The sequence below is a fragment of the Kaistia nematophila genome, from assembly GCF_026343855.1.
GTDB lineage: Bacteria > Pseudomonadota > Alphaproteobacteria > Rhizobiales > Kaistiaceae > Kaistia > Kaistia nematophila.
In genome coordinates, this window is record NZ_JAPKNK010000006.1 from 219,990 (window position 1) to 238,422 (window position 18,433).

Here is an 18,433-nt window from a genome sequence, read left to right on the forward strand (position 1 = left end):
ATGTCGTTCTTGCCGTCTACGCGTCCGCTAACTCGCCTTGAAGGATAGCCGAGCGGAGCAGCCGGGCGGCTCGGAGTAGGCGATCGTGGCATCGAGGCTGGTTGCCATCGCACTGACGATGCGGCTGCCGACGCCGGTTCCACCCGACGAGTTCGCACTGGATCGGCCGACGCCGTCATCCTCGACGATAAGCGCCAGCCGGTCTGCATCCTCGATCCGAAGGATGACGCGGATTTCGCCGGTCTGTTGATCGGGATAGGCGTACTTGAACGCGTTGATCACCAGTTCCGTAACCAGGACGCCGACCGTCACCGCCTTGTCCGTGGGGACGAAGGCGGTGTCCATCTGGCAAAGCGTCGTCGAGGTGTGACCCGACGCCTTCATCGTGGTCTCGAGCTCGCTGACCAGGCCGCCGAGATAGGCCGAAAGCTCGACGTTGCGCACGTCGTGCGACGAGTACAGCCGGCGGTGAACGCCGGCGATCGCTGCAATTCGGCTCTGCGCCTCGCCGAGCGCCTGCTTCACATGCGGGTCCGCCACGGCGTTGGTCTGCAGCCGGATCATCGAGCCGACAATCGCGAGACTGTTGGCGACGCGATGATTGACCTCGTGCAGCAGGATCTCAGCGCGCTCCTTGGCGATCCGCATTTCGTGCTCGGCGAGATCCCGCGCCCTTTGCAAGCGCGCCTTCTCGACCGCCTGGTCGATCGCGCTGCCAAGGATCTCCAGGAACTCCTCACCGACGGCCTTCGGCACGTAGTCGGCGGCGCCGGCCTTGAGGGCCGCGACGATCACCGTCGTGTCACCGGAGGCCGTGACGTAGACGACCGGTGGCCGCTCGGGCAATCGGGCGAGATCGCCGAGGAAATCGAGACCCGTACCGGTCGGAAGGAAGTGATCGAGGGCGATGACATCGATGCCGCCATCAGCAAGCCGTGCCAGACCTGCCTCACCGGTCGATGACGATTCCACCGTATAGCCACGTCGGCCGAGAGTCTTCTGCACGAGCCGGGTGAGGCCCGGATCGTCGTCGATGTAGAGGATAGAGACGGGCCGGTTCGGCATTGCTACTCGGTTTCCGGCACTTGCATGACCGCGAAGAACAGGCCGAGTTGACGGATCGCATTGGCGAAACCGTCGTAATTGACCGGCTTGGTGATGTAGACGTTGGCGCCGAGGTCGTAGCAGCGCTGGATTTCGCGACTGTCATCCGTCGTGGTCAGGACAACGACTGGCGATCGGCGGGTATGGGCGTTCGACTTGATCTTCTCGAGGATGTCGATGCCGGTCATGTCCGGCAGGTTCAGGTCGAGGAGCACGAGGATCTGGCGGCCGGCGCTCGCCAGACCCGAACCATCGGGCCCCAGCAGATACTTTAGCGCGTCAGTGCCGTTCGTGAACGGGAGGATCTCGTTGTTGACGCCGGCGCGACGGATGTTCTTTTCGATCAGGCGGGCATGGCCCTCGTCGTCCTCGATCATGACGATGACGACCGGTTTGGCGTGCTGGTTCACTTAGGCAGCTCCGATGATTTTGCGCAGGTCGCGCGCGAATGTGAGTTCAAATGTCGACCCCGTTCCCAGTTCCGACCGGACGACGATGTCGCCACCGATATTGCGGGCCATGGATCGGACGTGCGCCAGCCCGATGCCTTCGCCGGGCTGATCCTGCGATCCCGACCGACGAAACAGCTCGAAGATGCGCTCATGGTCCTGGGCGGCAATGCCGCGGCCATTGTCGGCGACCTTGACCTGGATGGTGTTACCGGGGCCCGTTCCGGCCTGAATGTGAATTCGCAGGGGCCGGTCCGGCGCCCGATATTTGACGGCATTGTCGAGCAGATTGCCGAAAATCTGCTCCAGCGTGAGGCGGTCCGACAGCAGCGCCGGCGGCGCACCGGCGATGGTGACTTCGCCGCCCGCCTCGACGATCTGATGGCGTACGGCGTCCGCGGCATTCTCGAGGATCGCCTGCAGCTCGATGCTCTCCGGCTTCAGGGTGCGGCGTCCTTCACGTGACAGTTTCAGGATGGCGTTGATCAGCGCATCCATCTTGCGGGTCGACGAGCGGATGAAGCCGATCGCCTCGGGCAGATCGTCGAACGCCGCCACGCGGGCCGCCGCCGCCTGCTTGTCGTCCTCGTCGCCGGTGGATGGCATTTCATCGCGGCCGACGTAGTCCTGCAGCGCGTCCAGGCTCGCTTCGAGCTCGCTCGTGAACCCCATGATGTTGACGAGTGGCGCGCGCAGATCATGCGTCACGATATAGGCGAAGCGCTGGATTTCTTCATTGGCGCGGCCAAGGTCGGCGGTACGCTCGCTGACGCGTCGCTCGAGGTCGGCGTTGAGGGTCGCGACCTCACGCTGCGCCATCACCAACTGGCGAGTATATTGCCAGACGGTCCAGGCGGACCCGCCGACGACCACCAGGATGACCAGGGCGCCGAGGAACGTCACCCAGCGAAGCAGCTCGATTCCTCGCTGCTGGCGCGCGATGCTGTCGAGCACGGCCTGATCAGCGCGGGCGATGGAACGTTCGAAGAATTGACGGGCATCGTCCATGAGCTCGCGGCCGCTGTCGGCATTGACGATCGCGATGGCCGCGTCGTGCTGGCCGCCTTTTGCAAGGTCGATCGTCCGCTTCAGTTCGTCGAACTTCGCCGTCAGCGTCTGCCGCAGGCGAGCCATCAGGGCCGCCTGCTCCTTATCTCCCTCGAAGGCCGCCTGGACACGATCCATCTGGGCTGGGAACTTCGCGACTGCGTCCTCATAGGGCGCCAGATACAGCGGGTTTCCTGTCAAGAGGTAGCCGCGTTGACCGGTCTCGGCGTCCTGGCCCAGGCTTCGCAGGGTGATCAGCAAGGAGCGTTCGGTACGCGCCTGCATCAGATCCTTCGAGCTGTCGGCCGTTTCGCTGACGAGCCAGAACATGGCTCCGACGATGGCCAGCAGGGCCGCAAGGCCGAGCAGGATGAAGAGGACCGTCGAGCGGACGAGGGCGCTTTTCGAGATCGGCATGGGACCACATTTCAGGCCCAGTCGACTGCTGGACGCCCTTGTCAGTACGCCAATGGTAGGGAGGAGGGAAGGGGCATCATCAGGGTCTTTCTGCCCCCTTTCGCGGCTCAGGCGTGCCATTCTCAACGTCGCCACGGCAATCTGCAGCCGGGCACAATCTTGGGCTGCGGCGATGACGGCTGGAAGAAGCGGGACCGAGGCCCGCGACATCGGGAAGATGCTGCAGCATTCAAGGCGGACAGCACCGCAGTTCCGCATCTATCTCGGAGACTGCCTTCGCAAGGCCGCGGACGCCCCAGGCAAATTTCCTGTCCCGGCCATTAACTGCGGCAAGGAACGATTCCGCTATGCGCGGGTTGATGATCACGCAACAACCCGGAGACACTCGGATGACGAAGATGTTCGCGAAACTGGCCGTTCTGGCGGTCTTGGCCTCTCCCATCGCCGTTCCGGCCTACGCGCAGGATTCCAAGCCCGCGCCGAAGGAGACGGTCGGCGAGGTCAAGCTCGACCCCGCCACGATCGCCACCGGTTGGCGGGCGTCGAAGATTATCGGCTCGACCGTCGAGAACGAGAATGGCGACAAGATCGGCTCGGTCGACGACCTCATCCTCACCGCCGACCAACAGGTACCCTACGCCATCGTATCGGTGGGCGGTTTCCTGGGCCTGGGCTCGAAGCTCGTCGCCGTCCCATATCGGGAACTGGATACCACCCAGAAGGGCAAAACGATCCTCCATGCCGCGACCAAGGAGAGCCTGACGACGGCGCCGGAATTCAAGTACGCCGAGTAAAGGTTGCCCGCGACGGCGCGGCCATCGTCGCGGCTGGCGACCGGAGACGCGGAACAGGCAGAGATTGCGCCGCCTGCCTCATAGTCCTGATGACGAAAGCGTCGGACAGCTTTTGGTGCGCTAGGCTGGGCGTGGACAGATCCTCTGGTATCCAGGACACTAGATTGGCAGCACCTTCGTGAACCGCAGAAAGCCGCCCAATTCGCTGTCTGTTCTTGGTGTCAAGCTAAGCTGGTTGCGTGTCCCCGCAACCAAATACGAAAAACCCGCCCTAACCGGCGGGTTTTTTGTTTTGGGCCGGTGGCGCCCCTTCGCCCGTCGTCGCCGAAGGCGGCAGCCCGTGGTCCCGGCGCCGGCCGTCAGCCCTTTCGGGGCTTGCTCTTCTTGCCGCCCTGATAGGTCTGGTGGACCTGATCGGCGAGTTTCCGCAGCGAGCGGCCGATATTGGCGTATTCGAACTCGTTCAGATTGGCGAGCGAGGCGCGGCCGGCCGGATGCAGCGTGCCGAAGCCGCTGCCCGGCAGCAGCACGACGCCGGTGTCGTGGGCGATGCGGAACAGCAGTTCGGTCGGCGAGACGTTCTTCGTCACCCAGGCGGCGAAGTCGTCGCCATAGAGCCGGCGCGCGATGTCTTCGAGGTCGAGCAGCGTGTAGTAGTCGACCTGGTTGCCGCCGGATTCGGGCGGCAGGCCGAGCTCGCGATAGAGCGCGGCCTCGCGGCGGCGGATCAATTTCTTCAGTTCGCCCTTGTAGCTGTCGTTCTCGTCCATCAGCGCGAACAGCGAGAACAGCACCATCTGGATCTGCTGCGGCGTCGAGAGGCCGGCCGTATGGTTGAGCGCCACGGTGCGGCTGTCCGCGACCAGGCGGTCGAGGAACTTCAGCGCGGAGACGTCCGGCACCAGGGTCGAATAGCGCTCTTCGAGCTCCTTCCTGTCGGCCTTGGGCAGCGCCGCGAGCTTCTTGTCGAAGACATTGCCGCGCTGCGCCGCGACGACGCCGAGGCGCCAGCCGGTCGCGCCGAAATATTTCGAGAAGGAATAGACCAGCAGCGTGTTGGCCGGGCAGGTGGCGAACAGCGACTTGAAGTCGTCCGCGAACGTCCCGTAGACGTCGTCGGTGAGGATCATCAGGTCGGGGCGCTTCTCGCTGACCAGCTTCGTGATGCGCTCGACGCTGCGATCGTCCATCTTCACCGAGGGCGGGTTGCTCGGGTTGATGCAGAAGAAGATCTTGACGTCCTTGTCGAGCAGCTTGTCGATCTCGGAGTCCGGGTATTGCCAGTCGGCCTTCGGGTCCGCGTTGATGTGGATCTGCTTCAGCCGGTAATTGTTCAGCTCCGGGATCTCGATATAGGGCGTGAAGGCCGGCATGCCGATCGCGACGGTATCGCCTTCCTGGATCAGCTTGTTCTGCTTCAGCGTGTCGAAGATGTAGGTCATGGCGGCGGTGCCGCCTTCGACGGCGAACAGGTCGATCTCCGACGCGTTGACGAAGCCGGCGGCCATCTCCTTGACGATGTACTGCTTGACGATCTCCTCGCTGACCCGGAGCATTCTCGGCGGGACGGGATAGTTGCAGCCGAGGATGCCCTCGACCGCCTCATGCAGGAAATCGGACGCCGACAGGCCGAGCTGGTCGCGGACATAGCTGAGCGCGCGGCCGAGGAACGCCACCCCCTCCAGGTCGCGGTGGTCGGCGATATAGCGCTCGAAGCGGCCTTCGACGCCTTCGATCTTCGGCAGGCCGCCGACGTCGTTGGCCATATAGGAGAAGGAGAGTTCCGACTCCGTCGCCGCGAACAGGCCGAGCCGGAAGAAGGCGCGCCGCGGCAGCGTCGCGAGGAAGTTCGGATTGCCGCGCCCGGCGTTCAGCATCAGCCGGTTCTTGTCGCTCGAGGCGATCTTGATCAGCGCGTCCTTGAGCTCGAACGGGCTGAGCTTGGCATACTGGCTATAGTCTTCACGGGGCATGACGTTCTCCTCAGGCGAATGCGACGACCAGGGGGCCGAGCAATGTCAGGAACACGTTGGCGAGGGCATAGGTGATGGCGAAGGGCGTGGTCGGGATCGAGTTTCCCGCCTTGTCGAGGATCTCGCCGAAGGCCGGATTGGCGCTGCGCGAGCCGGCGAGGGCGCCGGCGAAGACCGCCGTGTTGTCGTATTTCAGCACATAGCGGCCGAACAGCATGGTGATGATCAGCGGCAGGATCGTCACCACGACGCCGATCAGGAAGATCGACAGCCCGCTGGTGGCGATGGTCTGGACCGCCTGCAGGCCGGACTGCAGCCCGACCACCGCGACGAAGCCGGCAAGGCCGAGATCGCGCAGGAGCGTCGACGCCGCCGTCGGCATGTTGCCCATGGCGAGGTTGCGGCTTCGATACCAGCCGAACAGCAGGCCCGACAGCAGCGCGCCGCCGCCGCTGCCGAGCGTCAGCGGCACCGAGCCGATGCGGACCACGATCAGCCCGATCAGCAGGCCGACGACGAGGCCGAGGCCGTGGAAGACGAAATCCGTCTTGTCGCTCGGGACGAGAACCGTGCCGATCGACCGGGCCGCGCGCTGCAGGTCCTGGTCGGTGCCGTAGAGCGTCGCGACGTCGCCGGTCTCGATCTTGGTGTCGGGTTCGAGCGGCAGCGGCCGGTCGGCCCGCTTCAGGCCGACGACAAAGATGCCGTGCCGGAGGTCCGCTGCGGCGATGTCCCGGATCTCGCCGACCGTCTTGCCGACGAATTCGGGATTGCTGATCGTGACGTCGCGGAGCGCCACGACCACATCCATGCCCTCCGACGATTGCAGTTCGGGGCCGATCGAAGGGGCTGTCGCCACCATGCCGGCGCGGCGGCCGACCAGCAGCACGATGTCGTCCTTGGCGAGCTGCAGATTGGGCTCGACGCCGATCAGCTTGCCGCGGCGTTTGACCCGTTCGATGGCGATCGCCGCGTCCTTCGGCGTTCCGGCCTCCACCTCGGCGACCGTCTTTCCGGCGACCTGGTCGACGCGGAAGATGCGACCGACCAGGTCGGGCGTCGCGGCGGATTCGCCCGGTCCGTAGACCCGGACGCCCGCGAGAAGTTCGGCCTCTGCCTTGATCGCGTCGTCGCGGATGCTGCGGCCCATCAGCTTCGGCAGCAGGTTGACGCAGATGATGATCGCGCCGAAGGAGCCGAAGATGTAGGTGACCGCGTAGCCGACGGCGACGTTGCCCTGCAGGCGCTGCACCTCGTCGGCGGCGAGGCCGAGCTTGGAGAGCGCGGCGCTGGCCGTGCCGATGATGGCCGATTGCGTCAGCGCGCCGGCGGCGATGCCGGAGGCGAGGCCCTTGTCGAGCCCGAACATGCGCGAGAGCACGACCACGGTCAGCAGGCCGCTGACGGCGAGCACCACGGCCATGGCGATCTCGCGCAACGACTGGCGGCCGAGCGAGCGGAAGAATTGCGGGCCGCTCTCGAAGCCGACCGCGTAGATGAACAGCGCGAACAGCAGCGACTTGACGCCGTTGTCGATCGAGACGCCGACCTGGCTGATCAGCACCGCCACCAGCAGCGAGCCGGCGACGCCGCCCAACTGGAACTTGCCAAACTGGATCTTGCCGATCGCATAGCCGCCGGCAAGGGAAAGAAACAGGGCGATTTCGGGGGATTGTTGAAAGATTTCGTGTATCCAGTGCATCGGAACCTCCAACGAAACTGCCGTCATCAGGATACCGAAAAGCTTGGATGTCAAATCGGAACGTATCGATCCCGGTCAATTCCTGGCGATATGCTTTACGCGGTGATGGTTACTGGCGGTTGGAAGATGTCTCGATGGCCTGTCGGCGGTCGTTGGAGACAATGCGGGCCGGGCGTAGGTCGACGCCGGCCGCCCGGCGCGGAAGGCGGGGATCCGGTGGCTGGAATGCGTTGGCTCGTCGCCGTGCATAACCCGCGATTAATTCGCCGGGTGGGGTTTCAAACGGCGGCCAGACCCCCTATATCACCCCTGCGCGACGACAAAGTCGCCGCGCGTGACGCGGGGTGGAGCAGCCCGGTAGCTCGTCAGGCTCATAACCTGAAGGTCATCAGTTCAAATCTGGTCCCCGCAACCAGCAAGGAAAAAGCCCCGGATCGCAAGATCCGGGGCTTTTTCTTTGTGGCTGGCCCTTTGAAGTCCCGCCAGCGCTTGGCGCCGGCGGGGAAAGGGATCGGACGACTAGAGCTTGACGTCGAAGTTGATCTTGAAGGCGTGCGCCTGGACGTCGTTGGCGATCTGGCCCGAATAGGAAGCGCCGAGCGTGGCGCTGTCGGTCAGCGAGACGTCGAAGCCGGCTTCGAGCGCCAGCGCGTCCTTGGCGATCGGCACGCCGAGGCTGTCGAACGAGGCGCCGGTGCCGAAGGCGAAGGTGGAGACCGGCGTCACGTCCTGATAGGCGTGCTGCCAGCCGAGCATGCCGTGCAGGGCCGTCTTGGTCTTGCCGAGATCGAACTTGGTCGAGGCGCGGGCACCGAAGGTCGAGAAGGTGTTTTCCGTCGTCGAGTCGTCGGTAGAAAGCGCCGCGATGGTGCCGCCGGTCTCGGAGAAGCCGTCCGTGTCCAGGTGGACATAGGCGAGGTTGGCGAAGGGCTCGATCGCGCTCTTGCCCATGTCGAGGCGATAGGCCAGTTCGCCGAAGACCTGCGCGGTCGCCGCGTTGTAGTCGGCCGAGAGCGACTCGCTGAACGCCGGGAAAACAACGTTGCGGCGGGTGTCGATCTCGTGCCAGCCATACATCGCGCCGGAGCGGAAGCCGAGCGCGCCCCACTGGGTACCGGCATAGACGCCGATATCGTAGTTGTCGCTCGAACCGGTCGAGGCGCGATCGTCGACGTCATAGCTCGAATGGCTGTAGCCGCCGAGCAGACCGACGCGCCAGCCGCCGACCGGGGCATCGACGCCCGCCACGAAGCCGGCCGCGGTGCGGTCGAAATCGGCGGCATAGCCGGAGCCCTTGGCGTCGGCCGTCAGGGCCAGCGCCTCGCCCCAGAGTACGATGCCGTCCGTATTGGCCGGCGCTGCATGCAGGCCGTTGGCGTCGAAGGTGGCGGTCACCGACGGCGGCGTGGCGATCGCGTTGAAGGCCGAGCGGAGACGGCGGTTCGCCGCGTCGCGGACATAGCGGCTATCCTCGATCAGGCCGCCCTTGATGTCGGAATGGATCTCGCCGGAGAGCACGTTTCCGTAGGGGCGCAGATACTTGTAGAAGGCGACGCCTTCCTCGCCATTGCCGGGCGAGCTCTCTTCGCGGTCGAGGACGTTGAGCGACCAGCCATCCTTCGTCCACTTGAAGGAGAGGCCTTCGACTTCCTGCTCGGCGTCGAGCTTGAGATAGCCGAGAACCTCGACTTCGCCGGTCTTGAGATTGGCGCGGCTCAGCGTCTTCTCGGCGTCGTCGCTGGAGAAATACATCCAGCCATCGAGGATCTTGCCGCCCTGCGCCTGGTCCACGACCTGCGACAGCGGGATGTATTCCTTGAAGCTGAAATCGGACAGGTTGTAGACGGCGATCTGCGTGGCGTTGTCATAGGCCATGCCATAGGCGAGGCCGGCCTTGGCGTCGACGGCCACCCAGCTGGCGATATCGACGGTGCCGTCCGGCGGATTGAGCACATAGGCCTGGCCGGTATATTCCAGCGTCGTCGCGTCATAGATCGCGAAAACCGGGTTGTTGTACTTGAGGTTGGTCACCGGGTCGCGGTTGCTCGAATCGAGCGAGATGTAGAGCAGCCCGTTAGCGTAATCGATGTCGCCGATGTGGTTGAGGCCCGCATCCGAGAACTCGGACGGGATCTTCAGCGAGGCGGCGATCGCGTCGGAATTGATCGAGACGGTGTTGAAGTTGCTGTCGGCGATCTCGAGCGAATGCGTGCCCGAGAAGTACCAGTAGGTGCCGTCCGAGGTGACGCCCTGGCCGCGGGCCGGGTCGGCATCGAGGAAGAAGTTGCGCTCGACCATGATCCACGGTTCGACGGCGAGCGCCGGCAGCGACGTCGCGACGAGCGCGGTCGACCAGAGCAGGCTGGACATCAGGGTCTTCGGAAGGCGGCCGGCGGCCGCGTTCTTCATGGCGGCAAGGCGGCGCTGATGCGGAGCCGGGCGGCGGGCGGTTTCGCCGGCAGTATCGATCATCGTGGATGGCATGCTGTCGAATTCCTGTTGGTGCATTGCGTCGATTTCTCAGCCCGCGCGACATCGTTCCCCGACGGCGGCAGCCCTCGACGGTGGCAAGATTCAAAATCGATTTGTGGTGATCTCGCTGAATTAATAGAAGTCAGCAAAATCAATGCGCGGGATACATCGCTATGAATAGATGTATCGGGCCGGAATATAGATCCAGCCAGATCGATAAGATCTCTAGATATCGAATTATATCGAGAACTATTTATGCGTCTTTGTATCGAATACTCTGGATGCGTGGCCGATGGTGTGCTTAGTAGGGCCGGGGCATGACATCTGTGTGAATGGTGTGAATGATATGAAGAATGCCGACGCCCTCGCGAGGGCATCCCGCACGAGACCGCGGATCGAGGGCTCTTCCCGGTCCGGCCTGCATGCTCGGCTGTTGAACGAGATCGGCCTCAGCATCGTGCGCGGCGAGCTCGTTCCGGGCGACCAGCTGCCGAACGGCGACGACTGGAGCGCCGCCTTCGGCGCCAGCCGTACGGGCCTGCGCGAGGTGGTGAAGGTCCTGGCCGGCAAGGGCATGGTGGAAATGCGCCCGCGCACGGGAACGCGCGTCCGCCCGCGCAAGGACTGGAACTTTCTCGATCCCGACGTCCTGCTCTGGCGCTTCAGCACGCGCACCACGGCCGAGGAAGCGCGCTCCCTGTTCGAGCTGCGCCGGGCGATCGAGCCGATGGCAGGCGCATTGGCGGCCGAGCGCGCGACGCCGGAACAGATCGCCGAGCTGCGCGCGCTGCTCGACGAGATGGAACAGGCCGGCAGCGACGGCGAGCGGTTCGCCGTTCCGGACCTCGCCTTCCACCAGGCGATCCTGCACATGTCCGGCAATGAGCTGATCGGCTCGCTCTCCGCCCTGATCGAGACGGCTCTGGTGATCAGTTTCCGCCTGACGGACGACAACCCTGCCGGCCAGATGCATTCGCTCGGCCTGCATCGCGAGATCGTCGAAACCATCGAGCGGCGCGATCCGGACGCCGCCTCGCGCGCGCTGATTGCCCTGCTGGAGGGCGCGGAGGCGGATGTCCGCGCTTCGCTGGATGCCCGTCTCGGCCGCCTGAAATAACCCTCATATCGATAGTCGAAGACCACCATGCATAGCAGCGAGATTGCCCGCCGACACACCTTTGCCCAGGAAATCGCCCGCGAGGCCGGTGCGATCGCGCGGCGCTACTTCGAGGCGGGCGATAGCATCCGCGCCACGGAGAAGGGCGCGCATGATCTCGTCACGGAGGCGGATCTGGAGATCGACCGCTTCCTGATCGGAAGGCTCGGTCAGGCCTTTCCGGGGGACGGCATCCTGACCGAGGAATCGGGGGGCGGGGAGGCCGCGAATCTCTGGGTGATCGACCCGATCGACGGCACGACGAATTTCTCGCGCCGGATCCCGCATTTCGCCATGTCGATCGCCTTCCATGCGGAGGGCCGCACCGAGAGCGGCGTTGTCTATAACCCGATCCTCGACGAGATGTTCGTCGCCCGGCGCGGTTTTGGCGCGACCTGCAACGGGCGGTCGATCCGGGTACGCGAAACCCGCGGCCCGACCGACGCCCTGATCGATGCCGGCTATTCATCGAAGCGTCCGCTTGTCGACTACGTCGCGCTGGTGGGCCGGCTGTTGGAGAACGGCTTCGCCTTCGTCCAGAACGGCTCCGCCGCGATCGGCCTCGCCCAGCTCGCCTGCGGCCGGATCGACGGCTATTGCGAGCTGTTCCTGCACAGCTGGGACGTGCTCGCCGGCCTGCTGCTGGTCGAGGAGGCCGGCGGCTGGACGAGCGATTTCACCGCCGGCGGCGGCCTGCTCAACGGCAATGCCGTTCTCGCGAGCACGCCGGCGATCCGCGAGGCGATGGAGCGCATCCTGCCGCTTCGATCCGCCCTCTAGGCGCGGCAGGGTCTGCGGCACGGGTGTTAGTCGCGGCGCAGGCGCGCCGGCGGCGGCAGCTTGAAGATCCGCCCCAGCAAGCCTTCCGGGAAGAGCACGACGACGGCGATGAAGGCGATGCCGGTGACGAGCAGCCAGTAGTTTCCGATCGTCTCCGACAGGTAGCCTTCCATGTATTTGACGAAGATGGCGCCGATGAAGGCCGCCATCAGCACGGCCTTGCCGCCGACCGCCGCCCAGATCAGGATTTCGGTCGAGAGCGCGAGGCCGATGACGGCGGGCGAGACGAAGGCGAACTGGGCCGCGAACAGGCCGCCGGCGAGGCCGGCCACGCCGCCCGAAAGCGCGAGCGCCATCACCTTCCAGAGCGGTACGAAATAGCCGAGGCTCATTATGCGCCGCTCGTCGCAGCGAATGCCGCGCAGCACCGTGCCGAAGGGCGAGCGCTCGACGGCGAGCAGGAAGAGGAAAGCGAGGAGCGCGAAGCCGAGCACCAGCAGGTAGCCGGCAAGCGGATCGGCGCTGTCGAGCCCGCCCGGGAGCGGCAGAGGCGGCACGTCGAGCAGGCCGTTGAAGCCGCCGATATAGCGCCAGTTGGTGGTCACGCGTTCGGCGATGACGGCGGCGGCGATGGTGATGATGCCGAAATAGGCCGTGCGCAGCCCCTTTCCGAAGAAGAGCGCGACGCCGGTCAGCGCGCCGAACACGGCGCCGGCGACGACGGCGAGCAACAGGCCGAGCCAGGGGGATTCGGGAATACCGGGCAGCATGCCCTTCGCCGTCAGCGACATCGCATAGGCGCCGGCGCCGAAGAACAGCGCCTGGCCGAAGCTGACCAGCCCGCCCTGGCCCCAGATGAAGGCGAGGCTGATTGCGGCGATGCCGTAGATCAGCAACTGGCCGAACATGGCCAGTTCCCACAGGCCGAGCACCGTCGGCAGCGCCGCGAGCACCACCCAGACCGCCAGGGTCGGAATTAGACGAAGGGTCATTTTCTGCGCAGTCCCGACAGGCCGGTGGGAAGGAAGCGGATCGCGACGATGGCGAGCAGGAACACCACGATCTGCGCGATCACCGGCGTCCACCAGGCGGACACCAGCGTCGTCGAGCTGCCGATGACGATCGAGCCCCAGATCGCGCCGGCCGGGCTGCCGACGCCGCCGACCAGGATCGACAGGAAGGCGGGCAGCACGAAGCCCATGCCCATCTGCGGATCGACGCTCATCAGCGGCGCCATCACCGCGCCGGCGAGGCCGGCGAGACCGGCGCCGACGCTGAAGGTGGCGCGGTCGAGCCGGCGCATGTTGATGCCGAGGCACTGCGCCATCTGCCGGTTGGCCATGGCGGCGCGCGCGGCGAGGCCGACGGACGTGCGGTAGAGCACGAGGAACACGGCCAGCGCCACCAGCATGGCGATCAGGATGACCACCAGGCGGTAGGAGGAATAGGCGACGCCGAAGAGCTGCACCGGTTCCGTCAGCGGTGCGGCGACCTGCTGCGACTGCGGGCCGAAGACGATGACGATCGCCTGCCGGATCGCAAGCGAGAGGCCCCAGGTGGCGAGGATCGTGTCGACCGGCCGGTCATAGATAAAGCGGAGGATGGCCGCGTCGCAGAGAAGGCCGACCAGCCCGACCGCGACGAAGGCGATCGGCACGGCGAGCCAGAACGGTACGCCGAACCCCTGCGCCACCAGAACCGTGTAGGCGCCGAGCAGGAAGAACTCGCCATGGGCGAGATTGATGACCTGCATCAGGCCGAAGATGACGACCAGCCCGACGCACACCAGCAGCAGCACCGATACGTAGTTCAGGGCATCCAGCGCCAGTCCGAACAAGGACACCATGGCTTCAAAGTCCCATGTTCTGCGTGATGAGCTCAGGGTCGGCGATCAGCCGCGCCGTCGGGCTCTCGCCGGTGATCAGGCCGTTCTCGAGGAAGGCCACGCGCTCGGCGAGGATCTCGACCATCTCGAAATTCTGCTCGATGACGACGACGGTCAGCCCCTCGGTGGCGCTGATCGTGGCGAGCTTCTCGGCGATCTCGTGCACGATGTTGGGCTGGATGCCCTCGGACGGCTCGTCGAGCAGCAGCAGCTTCGGCCGACCGATGAGCGCGCGCGCGATGGCGAGCTGCTGCATCTGGCCGCCCGAGAGCGTGCCGGCGCGCTGGGCGTGGCGCTCGCGCAGGATCGGGAACCAGTGATAGATCTGGTCGAGATGCTCCAGCCCGAGGCCGGGCTTGCCGATCACGCCCATGCGCAGGTTCTCGAGGATCGAGAAATCGCCGAAGATCTCGCGCCCCTGCGGCACATAGGCGACGCCCATGTTGCTGATCCGGTGGGCGGGCAGGCCGCCGATCGGCTTGCCTTCGAGCGTGATCGCGCCGGCGGAGGGCTTGATCAGCCCGATGATGGTCTTCGCCAGCAGGGTCTTGCCCATGCCGTTGCGCCCCATGATCGCGAGGCGCTCGCCGGGCGCGACCGTGAGGTCGATGCCCTTCAGCACGTCGGCGCCGCGGGCATAGCCGGCGCGGACTGCGTTGATCTCAAGCATGGCGGTCTCCGAGATAGGCGGCGCGCACATGCGGGTCGGCGCGGACCTCGTCATAGCTGCCCTCGCGCAGCACCTCGCCGCGCATCATGACGATCAGCGGGCAGGCGAGGCTGCGCACGAAGGTCATGTCGTGCTCGATGACGAGGATCGCCGCGCCGGTCGTCTGGTTGATCCGGCGGATCAGGTCGATCGTCGCCTGCGTCTCGGTGGCGGTCATGCCGGCGGTCGGCTCGTCGAGCAGCAGCAGCTTCATGCCGCGCGCGACCAGCATCAGGATCTCCAGGCGCTGCTTGATGCCGTGCGGCAGCTGCGAGGCGAGCTTGTCGCCATAGTCGGCGAGACCGGCCTCGTCGAGCATGGCGATCGCCTCGGCCCGGTTGCCGCGCCAGCGTAGCGTCCGCCACACCTTGCCGCCCGTGGCGCGGGCGGCAAGCGCGATCTCCATGTGCTCCATGACGGAGAGGTCGGCGAGGACGCCGGGCACCTGGAACTTGCGCCCGACGCCCATGCGGCTGACCTTGTGGGCGGCGAGCCCGGAGATGCGGCGTCCGGCCAGCGTCGCCGTGCCGGCGCTCGGGGTCAGGACGCCCGTGAGCACGTTGAACAGGGTGCTCTTTCCGCAACCGTTCGGTCCGACGATGCACTTGATCCCGGCGGCCCCGAGCGTGAAGCTCACCCCTTGCAGGGCATGGATGCCGCCGAAGCTCTTGCGCAATCCGTCAATTTTCAGGAAGTCGACGGTCACGGAAGACCTCGTCAAAGGCTGCACTGGTCGGGTGCGATCACCTTGCCGATATATTCCTCCATGCCGAGCTTCCCGCCCTTCACCGAGGCGATCAGGATGTTCAGGTCGACATGCCGGTCGGACGGCCGCAGCGTCACCTCGCCATTGCCGGACATCATCGACTGGTTGGGCAACGCGGCCATGATGGCGGCCTTGTCGTCCGTGTCGGCCTTGCGGACCGCGTCGAGGTAGAACTTCGTCAGCCCGTAGTGGGAGTCGGCATAGTAGGTGACGACGACGTCGTCGCCGAACATCTTCTGCTGCTTGGCGACGAACTCCTTGGTTTCGGGCCGGTCGAGCGACTGCATGAATGGCAGCGGGGCGATGATGCCCTCGGCTTCCTCTCCGCTGAAGCCCGGCAGGTAGTTCTCGTTGAAGCCGAGGAAGGAGACGCCGACCTTGCCCTTGAGGCCGGAGGCGGCGAACTGCTTGACGAAGGTGACGCCGTCGGCGCCCGGCAGCGTCAGGATGACGAAATCAGCGCCGGATTCCTCGATCTTGCGCAAGGTCGGGGCGAAATCCTTCATGCCGAAGGGCGTGTATTCCTCGCCCGCGACCTTGCCGCCGCTGGCCTCGATCTTGGTGCGGATCGCGGTATTCATCTTCTGCGGCCAGGTGTAGTCGGCGCCGAACAGGTAGAAGCTCTTGGCGCCGCGGCCGGCGAGGAACGGGATCAGCGGCTCGACGAAGTGCGCCGGCACGGCGCTGTAGCAGGCCATCCACGGACTGCAGACGCCGCCCTCATAGTCGGTGGCGTAGAGCAGCGGGGTTTTGCCGCGCTCGATCGTCGACTTGATCGCGTCGCGGTTGGCGCTGGTGACGGGCCCGACGATCGCGTTGACCGCATCGCGGCGGATCAGCTGCGTGGCGCGCTCGACGGCCGTGCGCGGATCGGTCTTGTCGTCGGCCTGGACGATCTCGATCTGGCGGCCGAGCACGCCGCCGGCGGCGTTCGCCTCGTCCACGGCCATCTTCACGCCCTGGATGCCTTGCTGGGCGAAGAGTTCGAGACCGCCCGAGAACGGCAGCAGCACGCCGAGCTTGAAGGGCGCCGCCTGGGCGCGCGCCAGGCTCGGCATCGCCAGCGGCAGGGTCAGTGCGGCAGCGCCGCCCATGAAGGAACGGCGGCTCAGGCGGCCACCCAGAATGAGGTTCTTGTCTCGCGTCATGATCGTTCCCCTTTGCTCTGCGCTTGTCTTCGCAAGTCGATAGCAGAGAGGAAATCATTTCATTTGTACTCTAACAGTCAAGAGGTCTTGATCGTACGCCCGCAATTTGCACAAATGCTCAGAATTGAGCCGGTCACTTCCAGGACCCGCAGCGTTCCCAGCCAGATCCCTTCCGGCTGGGCGAACGAATATCGTTGCTCATCAAACAAAATAAGCGATCGTTAAAGCGCAGTCCGCGCCCAAGCCGCGCCGTCGTCGCGCGTTGGCGAGAATTGCTCGCAATCCCTCGGGAGAGTTGAGCCGGCTTGCTCGTCCCCGGGCTCCGGTCGGTGGTCGCCGACACGTCATACGCGGATGTCGCCCTCGGGAAGCCGCATCGGAACGGATGGATTGGCGCCTATGCGAGATGCGCGCGGATCAGGGCCGCGACCTCGGCGGCGTGGGTGATGGCGAGGTCGTGATCGGCGCCGGCCAGGACGTGCAGGCGCGCATCCGGCAGCAGGCCGAGCAGGCTCTTGCCTACGGCGACCGGGCTGATCGGGTCCGAATCGCCCCAGAGCAGCAGGCAGGGCGCCGTCACCTCCGGCAGCTTCGTCGACAGGTCCTCCGTTGGATCGCCGATCCATGGCGCCGCATGCGGGAAGCCTGAGCGATAGCTTTCGCGCCAGTTGCTGGCGCCGAGTTCATCCATCGGCACGCCTGCCGAGGTGACGGCGAGGACGAGACTGCGGACTCGCCCGGGCGCCGCGAGGGTCGCCTGCATCGCCACATAGCCGCCCATGGATTGCGCGACGAGCACGGAAGGGCCGGAGGCCTCTTCGAGCGCGTCGACCACGCGCCCGACGAGATCGCCGATGCCGTTCACATCCGGCTCGGCCGGCTCGTTGCCGAGGCCCGGCCAGGCGAAGAAATGCCTGTCTTCGTCGCGGTCCAGCCGATCCGACACCGGGCGCCAGAACGAGGCGCTGCCGCCGGCGCCGGGGAGGAAGAAGATCGTCATGGGGCGTGCCTCTGGATCGATGGCGGAAATGGGCGGGCGCGGCGTCGCTCAGGCTTCTAGCAGGCACTCCGCCGCGAAATCCACGAACACGCGCAGCTTGGGCGACAGCTGGCGGCTGGAGGGCCAGAGCACGCTCAGCCCGGTCGTCACCGGCATGCAGTCGTCGAGCACGGTCACGAGCGTGCCGGCCTGCAGCTGGCGGTGGATCGCGAGGTCGGGGATGCAGGCGATGCCGAGGCCGTGCTCGGCAAGGCAGATCTGCGGCTCCAGCGTGTTCATCACCACCGTGGTCGGCAGGTCGATGGCGAGCAGCTCGCCATCGCGGTGCAGCGGCCAGCGGTCGAGCTTGCCGGTCGTCGCATAGCGGAAGATCAGGCAGGCGTGATCGATGAGGTCCTCCGGCCGGCTAGGTCGGCCATGCAGCTCCAGATAGGCCGGCGAGGCGACCAGAACCCGGCGGAAGCTGCCGAATTTCCGCACCATCAGGCGCGAATCCGCCGGATCGCCCGTCCGAATCACGGCGTCGAAACCTTCGTCGATCACGTCGACGAGCCGGTCGCTGAAATCGAGTTCGACCTCGATCAGCGGATAGCGGCGCTTGAAATCCGCGAACTTCGGCATGAACAGGATGCCCATCGAGGGCAGGCTGACGCGTAGCCTGCCTTGCGGCTCGGCCTGCGTCTGCGTCAGTTCGGCCTCGGCCGCCTCGACCTCGCAGAGGATGCGTCGGCAGCGCTCGAGGAAGCGTGAGCCCTCGGCGGTCAGCGCGATCGTCCGCGTCGAGCGATGGAAGAGGCGGACGCCGAGGCGCTCCTCCAGCCGTCCGACGGCCTTGCTGACGGCGGACGGCGATACGCCGAGCCTGCGCCCGGCCTCCGTGAAGCCGTTGGAATCGGCGGCCTGAACGAAGGCGCCGAGCGCTCCGAGACTGTCCATTCGCTCCTCGATGCGAGACGATATTGTCGGAAGTGTTGTGAACTATAGCCTGTTTGTCGGGCAGGGGCGAGCCTCTAGCTTCCGTCCGAACCCCG

The 18,433-nt window shown here is 65.6% G+C and carries 16 protein-coding genes and 1 tRNA gene; 4 read left to right on the forward strand and 13 right to left on the reverse strand.

From position 1 onward, the window contains the following. Positions 1-27 precede the first annotated feature (27 nt). Genes OSH07_RS15700 through OSH07_RS15710 form a run of 3 tightly spaced genes read right to left on the reverse strand, consistent with a single transcriptional unit; the run spans position 28 to position 3,017 of the window. Entirely contained in the window at positions 28-1,065 is a 1,038-nt protein-coding gene (locus OSH07_RS15700; protein ID WP_266339613.1) for a histidine kinase dimerization/phosphoacceptor domain -containing protein, read from the reverse strand. A 2-nt stretch (positions 1,066-1,067) separates the two neighbouring features. After that, positions 1,068-1,481, reverse strand: coding sequence for a response regulator (locus OSH07_RS15705; RefSeq protein WP_266339690.1), 414 nt, complete (start codon positions 1,479-1,481; stop codon positions 1,068-1,070). A 33-nt stretch (positions 1,482-1,514) separates the two neighbouring features. Then, the gene (locus tag OSH07_RS15710) at positions 1,515-3,017 is read right to left on the reverse strand and encodes a sensor histidine kinase (RefSeq protein WP_266339614.1); all 1,503 of its coding nucleotides are present in this window, start codon (positions 3,015-3,017) and stop codon (positions 1,515-1,517) included. A gap of 389 nt (positions 3,018-3,406) precedes the next feature. Between OSH07_RS15710 and OSH07_RS15715 the strand changes: the two genes are divergently transcribed. Beyond that, a complete protein-coding gene (locus OSH07_RS15715) occupies positions 3,407-3,811 on the forward strand; it encodes a PRC-barrel domain-containing protein (RefSeq protein ID WP_266339615.1) in 405 nt (134 codons plus the stop codon). Positions 3,812-4,170: 359 nt separating this feature from the next. Here OSH07_RS15715 and OSH07_RS15720 read toward each other — a convergent pair whose 3' ends face one another. Together OSH07_RS15720 and aspT are read right to left on the reverse strand one after the other, a co-directional pair. Beyond that, a complete protein-coding gene (locus OSH07_RS15720) occupies positions 4,171-5,784 on the reverse strand; it encodes a bifunctional aspartate transaminase/aspartate 4-decarboxylase (protein ID WP_266339616.1) in 1,614 nt (537 codons plus the stop codon). 10 nt (positions 5,785-5,794) lie between these two features. Continuing rightward, positions 5,795-7,486: an aspartate-alanine antiporter gene (gene aspT / locus OSH07_RS15725; protein WP_266339617.1), complete on the reverse strand. Its 1,692-nt coding sequence runs from the start codon at positions 7,484-7,486 to the stop codon at positions 5,795-5,797. A gap of 338 nt (positions 7,487-7,824) precedes the next feature. Here aspT and OSH07_RS15730 point away from each other — a divergent pair. Continuing rightward, positions 7,825-7,901, forward strand: a tRNA-Met gene (locus tag OSH07_RS15730). 104 nt (positions 7,902-8,005) lie between these two features. Here OSH07_RS15730 and OSH07_RS15735 read toward each other — a convergent pair. Next, positions 8,006-9,970: an autotransporter outer membrane beta-barrel domain-containing protein gene (locus OSH07_RS15735; protein ID WP_266339618.1), complete on the reverse strand. Its 1,965-nt coding sequence runs from the start codon at positions 9,968-9,970 to the stop codon at positions 8,006-8,008. Between the two features lie 421 nt (positions 9,971-10,391). Here OSH07_RS15735 and OSH07_RS15740 point away from each other — a divergent pair, with 421 nt between their 5' ends. Further along, positions 10,392-11,075: a FadR/GntR family transcriptional regulator gene (locus OSH07_RS15740; protein ID WP_266339619.1), complete on the forward strand. Its 684-nt coding sequence runs from the start codon at positions 10,392-10,394 to the stop codon at positions 11,073-11,075. 27 nt (positions 11,076-11,102) lie between these two features. Then, positions 11,103-11,894, forward strand: coding sequence for an inositol monophosphatase family protein (locus OSH07_RS15745; RefSeq protein ID WP_266339620.1), 792 nt, complete (start codon positions 11,103-11,105; stop codon positions 11,892-11,894). Between the two features lie 26 nt (positions 11,895-11,920). On the opposite strand, the gene OSH07_RS15750 is transcribed toward OSH07_RS15745, so the two are convergent. From OSH07_RS15750 to OSH07_RS15780, 7 genes are all read right to left on the reverse strand, one after another. Then, on the reverse strand, positions 11,921-12,886 hold the full coding sequence (locus OSH07_RS15750) for a branched-chain amino acid ABC transporter permease (protein ID WP_266339621.1): 966 nt from the start codon (positions 12,884-12,886) through the stop codon (positions 11,921-11,923). Next, positions 12,883-13,740 carry a branched-chain amino acid ABC transporter permease gene (locus tag OSH07_RS15755; RefSeq protein WP_266339622.1) on the reverse strand — a complete coding sequence of 286 codons (858 nt, stop codon included), beginning with the start codon at positions 13,738-13,740 and terminating at the stop codon, positions 12,883-12,885. Before OSH07_RS15755 ends, OSH07_RS15750 begins: the two co-directional genes overlap by 4 nt. Positions 13,741-13,744: 4 nt before the next feature. Beyond that, a complete protein-coding gene (locus tag OSH07_RS15760; RefSeq protein WP_266339623.1) occupies positions 13,745-14,449 on the reverse strand; it encodes an ABC transporter ATP-binding protein in 705 nt (234 codons plus the stop codon). Continuing rightward, positions 14,442-15,194 (reverse strand): ABC transporter ATP-binding protein, encoded by a 753-nt coding sequence (locus OSH07_RS15765; protein WP_266339624.1) that lies wholly within the window; start codon positions 15,192-15,194, stop codon positions 14,442-14,444. The genes OSH07_RS15760 and OSH07_RS15765 overlap by 8 nt, the downstream gene beginning before the upstream one ends. Before the next feature lie 11 nt (positions 15,195-15,205). Further along, positions 15,206-16,402, reverse strand: a complete 1,197-nt coding sequence (locus tag OSH07_RS15770) for a substrate-binding protein (RefSeq protein WP_266339625.1) — start codon at positions 16,400-16,402, stop codon at positions 15,206-15,208. A 397-nt stretch (positions 16,403-16,799) separates the two neighbouring features. Continuing rightward, positions 16,800-17,402: an alpha/beta fold hydrolase gene (locus OSH07_RS15775; RefSeq protein WP_266339626.1), complete on the reverse strand. Its 603-nt coding sequence runs from the start codon at positions 17,400-17,402 to the stop codon at positions 16,800-16,802. 48 nt (positions 17,403-17,450) lie between these two features. Next, the gene (locus OSH07_RS15780) at positions 17,451-18,338 is read right to left on the reverse strand and encodes a LysR family transcriptional regulator (protein WP_266339627.1); all 888 of its coding nucleotides are present in this window, start codon (positions 18,336-18,338) and stop codon (positions 17,451-17,453) included. Positions 18,339-18,433: the final 95 nt, after the last annotated feature.